We start from the raw sequence: 3,365 nt of genomic DNA, 5'->3' as shown, positions 1-3,365 counted from the left end.
GGCTATAATAACGACATCGGGTTGCTTTTGTAAGTGTACATTACGACGATTTCTAACCAACTATGGTACAAAACGCTCATTAAAGAGTAGATATTTTTAGTAAAATTTTTGAAAAAATAACTTGTGTTTGATTGGGATTTGCGAGATAATGTTGTTGGCTTTGCATGTCATTCACTCATTTCGTGGTTGTTTTGAGTTTATGATATGCAAAGTTTTTTATTTTGGCAAAAATTAACTAGCACAACGGGTATAAAAGTTTTACTCTAAATAAGAAACAGGACATTGATATGCAGAAATCCTTATCTCTTAAAGCTAATTTTTGATATCTATGACATAACAAATGAGGGTTGGGGTTTCTTTTTAAAAATCAATGACGTATAATAGAACAATAAGATAACAGGGGGGATTGTAGTGATTGAGCTAACAGAAGAATTAGAAGCAGAATATCAAGCTGTTTTAACTCATTTTCGCAAGAAACATAGTCGAATTACAGAATCTAGAAAAGCGATTCTAGCTTATATGATTGCTGCTAATCATCATCCTAGTGCTGAACAAATTTATGAAGACCTTTGTTCTGAGTATCCCAGTCTCAGTTTAGCTACGGTCTATAATAATCTCCGAGTTTTAGTTGATGAAGGATTTGTCTCGGAAATTAAAGTGACCAATGATAAAACAACCTATTTTGATTATAAGGGACACGATCATATTAATGTTATTTGTGAAATCTGTGGAAAAATTAGCGATTTAGAAGTTGAATTGCCAGATATTGCCCATGAAGCGGCTTCTCAAACAGGTTATCAGATTACTAAAAGTCAATTTATGATTTACGGTATTTGTCATCATTGTCAAAAAAAACATGAGGAAAGGTTATAAGAACGTGTCATCTATTCAAATAATTGCCCTTATTCTACTTGTTTTTTCGATTCTTAAAGCTATTGCTTTGATTAAGGTATTTAATATATTTAAGCCGGATCCAAACGCTGAAGCAAAAGAGACATCCTCAAAAACAGAAGAGGAATTACGTCAAGAAGAGGACGAAGCAGAAGATGATTCCTTGTTTTAAGGAATTATTTTTTATGATCTTTTAAATAAGTAAATGGTTAAAAGACACGAACATGTTAGCTAATCTTATCAGCTGAGGTGTTATCAGAGCCAAACTTTAAGAAATCGATTAGACACTACAAGATTTCTTTGTACAAGATGTTTGTAGGAGCGTTGATACTGCATCAAAATTAAAATCGAAGCCTCTTAATTTATTAGATGTAGTATTATGTTCAGATTTAATGAGCTAAATGGTTACTTACTAGAGAAATGAAACGAATTTCATATTTTGAAATCGAATTAGTATTAAAAAGACACAGACATTCAAAAAACGAACGCTTATGTGGCGTTCGTTTTTTAGTTAGCGGATCTATCACGTTATTAATCAAGATAATGTAATTTACCGCGGAAATCATTCAGACTTTCATACCCTTTGTCTTTCATGATGGCTTGTAGTTCTTCTTGAATGTGTTTGAAAATAGCAACATCTTCGTAGCCGAAAGCAGAACCGATTTGTACCATGCTAGCACCGCAGAGAATATGTTCAAAGGCATCGCGTCCAGATTTTACACCACCAGTACCAATGATTTGAATGGACGGTTTTAAGCGTTGGTAGAAGGCGTGGACATTAGCTAAAGCGGTTGGTTTAATGTAATCACCGCCAATACCACCAAAACCATTTTTAGGTTTGATGACAACAGTCTCATCCTTGATGACTAGACCGTTTCCGATAGAGTTAACACTGTTGATGAAGGTAAGTGGGAATTTGTTTAAAATAGTAGCCATCTGGTCAAAGTGGGCGATGTCAAAATAAGGAGGCAGTTTGACACCTAGCGGTTTCTTATAGTACGTAAAGATTTCTTTTAGCAGACTTTCGGTAGTGTCAAAATCATAAGCTATCTGTGGCTTACCAGGAACGTTTGGACAAGAGAGATTGAGTTCAACAAGCCCCTGATAGTCACTATTTTGAATGGTTTGTAGAATAACATGTGTTTCCATTTGAGACATACCAACAACAGATAAGATGTTAGAGTGGTTAGGATCGTTTTTTTGAAGAGATAGAAGATAATCTAAATAATAATGGAAACCTTGGTTAGGAAGTCCCATAGAGTTAATTGTTCCAAGAGGTGTACTTGCCATACGTGGTGATGGGTTACCAGCACGTTCTTCTAAAGTGGCAGTTTTTGTGACAAAAGCACCTGCTTTAGAATGACGAATAGCTTCTAAATCCTCGATAGTCATACAGCGAACTCCTGCTGCATTCATTAAGCAATTATCAAAGTAAAAATTCCCAATTTGTGTTGACGTTGAAACCATAATTTCCTCCTCATTTGACACAGAGATGTACAGTGTTTTGGACAAATTTTTTCTATTCTATCATCGAGATATAAGATGGGCAAGCCTTTATTGGAGAAAAAAATAAAAGGTTCGTGTTTTAAAAAAATAATGGAAGAGGAGATTTAAAACAAAGGAAACGCTATCATAGAGAAAGTTGTGATTTTACTAGATTTTTAGTGCATTTTTGGGTAAAATATAGGAGTAATTGGCATTAGCCAAGAATAGGTGATTAAGGATGACCTTAGTCCGTAAAATCTAAAGGAGTTACTCTAATGGTAAAATTAGTTTTCGCTCGCCACGGTGAGTCAGAATGGAACAAAGCTAACCTTTTCACAGGTTGGGCTGACGTAGATCTTTCAGAAAAAGGGACACAACAAGCGATTGACGCTGGTAAATTGATCAAAGAAGCTGGTATTGAATTTGATCTTGCTTTCACATCAGTATTGAAGCGTGCTATCAAAACAACTAACTTGGCCCTTGAAGCAGCTGATCAACTTTGGGTACCAACTGAAAAATCATGGCGCTTGAATGAACGTCATTACGGTGGATTGACTGGTAAAAACAAAGCAGAAGCAGCAGAACAATTTGGTGATGAGCAAGTTCACATCTGGCGTCGTTCATACGATGTGTTGCCTCCAGAAATGGCTAAAGATGACGAGCACTCAGCACACACTGACCGTCGTTACGCTTTGCTTGATGATGCTGTTATTCCAGATGCTGAAAACTTGAAAGTAACTCTTGAGCGTGCGCTTCCATATTGGGAAGATAAAATTGCGCCAGCTCTTAAAGAAGGTAAAAACGTCTTTGTAGGTGCACACGGTAACTCAATTCGTGCCCTTGTCAAACACATCAAACAATTGAACGATGATGAAATCATGGATGTTGAAATCCCTAACTTCCCACCACTTGTATTTGAATTTGACGAAAAATTAAACGTTACTGCTGAATACTACCTTGGTGGTGAATAATTTTTCCGCTATATCTCA

4 protein-coding genes are annotated in these 3,365 nt (G+C 36.0%); 3 read left to right on the top strand and 1 reads right to left on the bottom strand.

Going from position 1 to position 3,365, the window contains the following annotated elements:
- The first annotated feature begins 411 nt into the window (after positions 1–411).
- Positions 412–873: a Fur family transcriptional regulator gene (locus tag ACMZ6U_RS09845; protein ID WP_416108262.1), complete on the top strand. Its 462-nt coding sequence runs from the start codon at positions 412–414 to the stop codon at positions 871–873.
- 4 nt (positions 874–877) lie between these two features.
- The gene (locus ACMZ6U_RS09840; RefSeq protein WP_416108261.1) at positions 878–1,063 is read left to right on the top strand and encodes a hypothetical protein; all 186 of its coding nucleotides are present in this window, start codon (positions 878–880) and stop codon (positions 1,061–1,063) included.
- Positions 1,064–1,422: 359 nt separating this feature from the next.
- Here the strand turns inward: ACMZ6U_RS09840 and ACMZ6U_RS09835 are convergent, their stop codons facing one another.
- On the bottom strand, positions 1,423–2,358 hold the full coding sequence (locus ACMZ6U_RS09835) for a dihydroorotate oxidase (RefSeq protein WP_416108260.1): 936 nt from the start codon (positions 2,356–2,358) through the stop codon (positions 1,423–1,425).
- Between the two features lie 293 nt (positions 2,359–2,651).
- Between ACMZ6U_RS09835 and ACMZ6U_RS09830 the strand changes: the two genes are divergently transcribed.
- Complete coding sequence (locus ACMZ6U_RS09830) at positions 2,652–3,347, top strand: phosphoglycerate mutase (protein ID WP_104968281.1); 696 nt, start codon at positions 2,652–2,654, stop codon at positions 3,345–3,347.
- Positions 3,348–3,365 lie beyond the last annotated feature (18 nt).

The organism is Streptococcus pluranimalium (assembly GCF_047785745.1).
GTDB lineage: Bacteria > Bacillota > Bacilli > Lactobacillales > Streptococcaceae > Streptococcus > Streptococcus pluranimalium_B.
This window is presented reverse-complemented; position numbering and strand designations above follow the sequence as displayed.